General features: G+C 50.0%; 6 protein-coding genes. 4 read left to right on the top strand and 2 right to left on the bottom strand.

Translation table 11 applies throughout. The annotated features are described in order from the left end of the window. The 4 genes from HOK28_13630 to HOK28_13615 all read left to right on the top strand — a co-directional run. A partial coding sequence (locus HOK28_13630; protein ID MBT6434133.1) for a hypothetical protein occupies positions 1 to 681 on the top strand: 681 nt, incomplete at its 5' end. A gap of 121 nt (positions 682 to 802) precedes the next feature. Next, a complete protein-coding gene (gene dnaJ / locus HOK28_13625; protein ID MBT6434132.1) occupies positions 803 to 1,873 on the top strand; it encodes a molecular chaperone DnaJ in 1,071 nt (356 codons plus the stop codon). 2 nt (positions 1,874 to 1,875) lie between these two features. Further along, complete coding sequence (locus tag HOK28_13620) at positions 1,876 to 2,817, top strand: AAA family ATPase (protein ID MBT6434131.1); 942 nt, start codon at positions 1,876 to 1,878, stop codon at positions 2,815 to 2,817. Continuing rightward, positions 2,814 to 3,956, top strand: a complete 1,143-nt coding sequence (locus tag HOK28_13615) for an ArsA family ATPase (protein ID MBT6434130.1) — start codon at positions 2,814 to 2,816, stop codon at positions 3,954 to 3,956. The genes HOK28_13620 and HOK28_13615 overlap by 4 nt, the downstream gene beginning before the upstream one ends. A 16-nt stretch (positions 3,957 to 3,972) precedes the next feature. Here HOK28_13615 and HOK28_13610 read toward each other — a convergent pair whose 3' ends face one another. Together HOK28_13610 and HOK28_13605 are read right to left on the bottom strand one after the other, a co-directional pair. Next, entirely contained in the window at positions 3,973 to 4,371 is a 399-nt protein-coding gene (locus tag HOK28_13610; protein MBT6434129.1) for a PilZ domain-containing protein, read from the bottom strand. Positions 4,372 to 4,580: 209 nt separating this feature from the next. Beyond that, a partial coding sequence (locus tag HOK28_13605) for a hypothetical protein (protein MBT6434128.1) occupies positions 4,581 to 5,449 on the bottom strand: 869 nt, incomplete at its 5' end.

Raw genomic sequence — 5,449 nt, 5'->3', positions numbered from 1 at the left:
TTAGTCAATGTCATCCTTTTGGGTGCAATGATTGGCATGGCCGCCGTTTATCTCGTGCCCATGATTCAAGGATGGGTAGCGGGTATGGCGGTTTGGGCTGCCGGCAGTACGATTTTGGGTTGGCTCACTGGAATTTTGAGTTTTTTGCTCTGGTGTTTGGTGGGGCCCGTTGCTCTGGTCTTGGGCTTTTTGGTTCTTATGTTGGTCGGCCAGACTGTCGCGAGCCCGTTTTTGGATAGTTTGTCGGAAAAAGTTGAGTCTTTGGTGGTTGGGACGCCTGTCCATCCGCTTACGATGGGCCGCGTGATTAAGGACGTTGTGATTGCCTGCGGAGACCTCGTAGGGGGGCTTTTATTTATGATGGCGGTTAATTTCCCGCTATTTTTGGTGGGTTTGATACCTGGAGTGGGGGCTATTGCGGCGAGTATTCCAAGTTTTTGTTTCTCCGCTTGGCTTCTGGCTCAGGAGTTTATGGGGCTGAGCTTGGCTCGAAAATTTGTAGGTTACGGCGATAGGTGGAGAGCTATTTGGTCGAATAAGGCGATAACGCTGGGTTTTGGAGCTACCACAACCTTATTACTCTTTGTTCCCGGATTAAATTTGGTCCTTTTACCCATGGCGGCTGTGGGTGGCACGCTAATGTACTGTGATTTAAAGGTTTTGGGTCGGATGCCCGCTTAGGGCTTTCCGGCTGAAGACCCTTATGCTACTGCGATTTGAGCTAGAGAGCATATCCCTTGTTGTTGCCGAACACTCAGGTGCCGGCAGGCTCTCCAATAGGTTTGTTTGAAGGAAATCAGTCATGGTCCAGCGCGACTACTACGAAGTATTAGAAATTGAACGAGGGGCCGATGCCGGCTCCATCAAAAAGGCTTACCGGGCGCTCGCGATGAAGTATCATCCCGACCGGAATCCTGAGCCAGAGGCTGAAGCCCGATTTAAAGAAGCTTCCGAAGCTTATGAAGTGCTCAGTGATGATGAAAAGCGTCAACTCTATGACCGCTATGGCCACGATGGTCTAAAGAATTCTGGCTTCTCAGGATTCTCCGGCATGGAAGATATCTTTTCCAATTTTGGCGACATCTTCGGTGATTTCTTTGGCGGGGGTCGCAGGCGCTCGCGCGGTGGTCCTCAGCGTGGTGCCGATGTTGGCGCGCGTATGATTATCGAATTCGAAGAAGCAGTGTTTGGTGTTGAGCGGGAAATTACGTTCGAACAGATGGTGCATTGTGAAACATGCGAAGGCCAGGGCGGCGCTGCCGGTTCCCAGCTCAAAGTCTGTGGTACGTGCCGGGGCCAAGGTCAGGTCATGCAAGGGCAGGGTATGTTCTTGGTGAGCACAGCCTGTCCCGACTGCAAGGGCGCAGGTCAAACTCACGAGAAACCTTGTGGTGATTGTTATGGACAAGGATTGCAAGAAGGTTCACGTGAAGTGAACGTGAAGATTCCTGCAGGCTGGGAAGATGGCGTGGTGCTTCGCTATAGAGGCGGCGGCCAACCAGGTCGGCTTGGCGGTCCATCTGGCGACTTGAAGATTGAAGTGCGAGTGCGTCCGCATGATTATTTCAATCGTGAAGGCAACGACATCATCGTTGAACAAAACGTCGATATGGTTCAGGCAACACTGGGTGATGAGATTGAAATTCTCACAGTGGATGGTCCTGAGAATATCAAAGTGCCAGCGGGTACTCAGCCAAACGACATTATTACCCTTCGCAAGAAGGGTGTCCCACATTTACGAGGCAACGGCCGCGGTGATATGCATGTGGTATGTCGAGTACAGATTCCAAAGAAAATAAACGCAAAACAAAAGAAGCTCCTGGAAGAGTTTTCAGGTCTTAAGGCTTCGAAGAAAAAGGGCATATTCTCTTAGACGTGATGGAGAATCTCTTTAAAAAGAAACTTGTACTTGTCACCGGAAAAGGTGGGGTGGGCAAGTCTACCTGTGGGTTGGCAATGGCAATCGCCGCGTCCCGTGCAGGTAAGAAAGTTCTTTTTTGTGATTTGGCAGCACGCGCTGCGATGCCAACCTTACTTGGCGTAAAAGGTCTGGCGACCAGCCCCGAACGCCCTAAACCACGCGAGCTGCCTCTTTTCTGGGCAGTCCATCTTTCTGTCCCAAGTGCTATTCAGGATTATTTTGTTGAAGTACTGCCTCACAAACGCTTGGTTCAAATTGCGACAGGCAACAAAGTATTAACTCGGCTTTGGAAAGCGGCGCCTTCTTTTAACGAGCTTGTCCTTCTTCACTCCATTTCGCACCTCGTGGCAGGCACTCATAAGCGATGCCCCGAAGAGTTTGACCTCGTGGTTGTAGATATGCCCGCATCCGGTCACGCCATTACGATGTTGGGTGTGCCGCAGGGAATTACTCGAATTGCAAAATTTGGAACCATCGCAACGCTTGCCGCTACTCTTAAAAAACTCTTGGACGACCGAGTCAACACTGCTCTTGCAGTGGTCACTTTGCCCGAGGAGTTACCTGTAAACGAGAGTATCCAGCTGGTAGGTCGTTTGAAGAATGAAGTGGGAATCGAAACCGAGCAGATTATAATCAACGGTATCTATGCCAATGAACTCAATGCTGAAGAAGCCAAGCTGCTTGATAAAATGTTGGTCGAGCTTCCTTCGGGGCCTGCTAAAAACCTAATCACGCTTGGCTCTATCAACGAGACCGTCAGGAAACGACAATCTGCAAGAATGGAAATGCTTAAGGATACGCTGAAGCTTTCCTTCACGGAAGTCAGTGCATATTCGAAGCGAGGCTTTACGTTGGTTGATCATGTTGCCAAACAAATGGTTGGTACTTCGCCATGACAACACTCCTGGAACAAATTAAGAATAAACGTGTGGTTCTTTGTGCCGGACCTGGCGGGGTAGGAAAGACCACGTCGAGTGCAGCTTTAGCTTTGGCTGCTGCGCGCTCAGGTCGCAAGGTATGTGTCTTAACGATTGATCCAGCCAAGCGCTTAGCGGACGCCCTGGGTGTTGAACTAACCAATGAACCTACTCGGGTAGAGCCCGAAGCGTTTAAGCAGGCAGGTCTCAGCTTTGATGGCGAGCTACACGCGTTGATGCTGGATCCGGAAGTTACACTGCGTGCTTTGATTCTAGATAATGCTCCGGATAGAGCGATTGCAGACCGTGTGTTCAACAATGTTATCTTTCAGCAGCTTTCTGGCGCAATGGCCGGAACGCTAGAGTATACGGCAGTTGAGAAGCTTCACGACCTCCATACAAATTTCGATTTTGATTTGATTGTGGTGGATACGCCGCCATCAAAGAATGTTTTAGATTTTCTCGAAGCACCTGAATATGTCTCACGCTTTTTAGAAGAGAACATTTTTAAGTGGTTCACCATTCTAGATCCTGAGAGTCAGGCTAAGTCGTTTGGAGCAGGGCTGCTCAAGCGCACCGGAAAACTTATTTGGGATGTATTAGGGCGAACCCTGGGTGTAGATTTCGTGGCACAGCTCGGAGATTTCTTCCGTGCGATGGAGTTTCTGGCGGCTGAGTTCAGAAAGCGTGCCCTAAGATTGGGAGAGCTACTGCGCTCATCTCAAACCGCTGCGCTCGTTGTTGCAACCACGGATGATTTTGTTGTCAGTGAAGCTGCGTTTTTGTGCCGAGAGATTAAGGATCGCAAAATTCCATTTGCGGGTTTTATTGTGAACCGAACCGAGGTGAGACCAGGCATTGCTTCAATTGAAACAGCGATTGAAGAACTAAAGGCTGCAGCAGGTGATGATCCCGCGGCCGTAGGATTGATTGAAAAACTTTTAGTGATGTTTAACGGTAGAAGTGAACGGATCGCCGCCGAAGAGAAAGCACTAGACGTATTAAAAGAATCATCGTCATTTCATGGACACCTAACAACCTTGCCGCTCATGCTTGAAGAAATTCATGATCTTATGAGCTTGCACAGATTGTCTGTTTATATGGGTGCGCCCCGCTGAGTGCAGGGCGAATTGATTAAGCGTTACGGCTCATCCACTTAGCGATGTTCTTACGAACGGTGTCGCTTGCACCTTCAAAGCGAAGTCTCATAGAGAGCTGGCCTTTGACGGTAACGATTTCAACAACTCGTGCATTAAAAGTCATCGGCTTTTCCATACCGGATAGTCGCAATTCGAGACTTGTTACATTACCAGGCCAGATTGGCTCATTGGCCATACACATCAAACCTCCAAAGGAGAGGTCGATTCCGCGCACTTCAGATCCGGTTTCCTGCATGTAAACTGTAAACGGTGCTTTAACGCGTGGCAAAATGCGACGATTCACAACCGGTCGGGTCATTTGAGGTGGAACCTCTAAGATGCCCAGAGGCTTTTCTTCGAATATCTCTTGAATAAGTGGTTGTGCTGATGCCATGTTAATCTCCGATGTTGGGTGTGTTACAAGGAACACGCCTTGCTTGCTTGAAACAAACATCCCACCCGAACTTCAATTTGTAAAAAAATCGGCCGGAGAAAATCGGCAAGAAATAGCACTTGGTGATGCACTTATTTAAGTGCTTCAGTGTGTGAATGGGCCCGGTAGATAGGGGCGAAGAGGCCCCCGCCGAAGCGGGGGAAATCTACTTACTGGATACAGGCCGGGTCGCAGCTGCAGCGGAAATCGTCGCAGTCTGTATAGCCGTTACCGTCGTTGTCAGTGCCATCTGTGCAGTTACCAGTTTCTGCGGTTGCACATACAGTCACGTCACATGATTGCTGACAAGAAAAGTCTGCACAGTCCATATAACCGTTGCCATCATTGTCGATGCCATCGCTGCAGGTTTCGTCAGTAACTTCTGCATCGCCGCCATTGCCGCCCGTTGGCTCATCACAAGTATCGACGCAGCTTTGGCAACCCATGTCTTCACAGTCAACGTATCCGTCGCCGTCGTTGTCTACGCCGTCGCTGCAATCTGCAGCAGACTTTTCAGCGAGGTCAGTACATGCGTCGGTGCAAGCATAAAGGCAGGCGAAGTCTTCACAGTCGGTGTAGCCGTTGCCATCGTTGTCGATGCTATCTGTACATACGCCAGCGTCATCGCCTTCGTTCCACTCTGCAGGGCAGATGGTTACGGCCGCCGCGCCTGTGCAGCTGAAGTCTTCGCAATCAGTAAAGCCATTGCCGTCGTTGTCGATGCCATCAGAGCATAGTTCGTTGGTGTTTTCTTCTGGTCCACCGTTGCCGCCATTGCCACCGGTATTTTCGCAAAAATCATTACAGTTCTGGCAGCCGCTGTCTTGGCAGTCGGTGTAACCATCGCCATCGTTATCCACGCCATCTTGGCAATCTTCAGCTGACTTCTCAGCAAGGTCTGTACAGGCATCAACGCAACCATAAAGGCAGGCGAAGTCTTCGCAATCAACGAAGCTGTTGTTGTCGTTGTCGATGTTGTCGGTGCAGTTGCTGGCGTCGTCGCCTGCTTGCCACTCTTGAGGACAAATCGTCACTGCTG

The sequence above is a fragment of the Deltaproteobacteria bacterium genome (genome assembly GCA_018668695.1).
Lineage (GTDB): Bacteria > Myxococcota > XYA12-FULL-58-9 > XYA12-FULL-58-9 > JABJBS01 > JABJBS01.
This window is presented reverse-complemented; position numbering and strand designations above follow the sequence as displayed.

Excerpts from the sequence above, each read along its gene's own strand:
- dnaJ (MBT6434132.1), top strand. The coding sequence starts at position 803 with ATGGTCCAGCGCGACTACTACGAAGTATTAGAAATTGAACGAGGGGCC.
- HOK28_13615 (MBT6434130.1), top strand. The coding sequence starts at position 2,814 with ATGACAACACTCCTGGAACAAATTAAGAATAAACGTGTGGTTCTTTGT.
- HOK28_13610 (MBT6434129.1), bottom strand. The coding sequence starts at position 4,371 with ATGGCATCAGCACAACCACTTATTCAAGAGATATTCGAAGAAAAGCCT.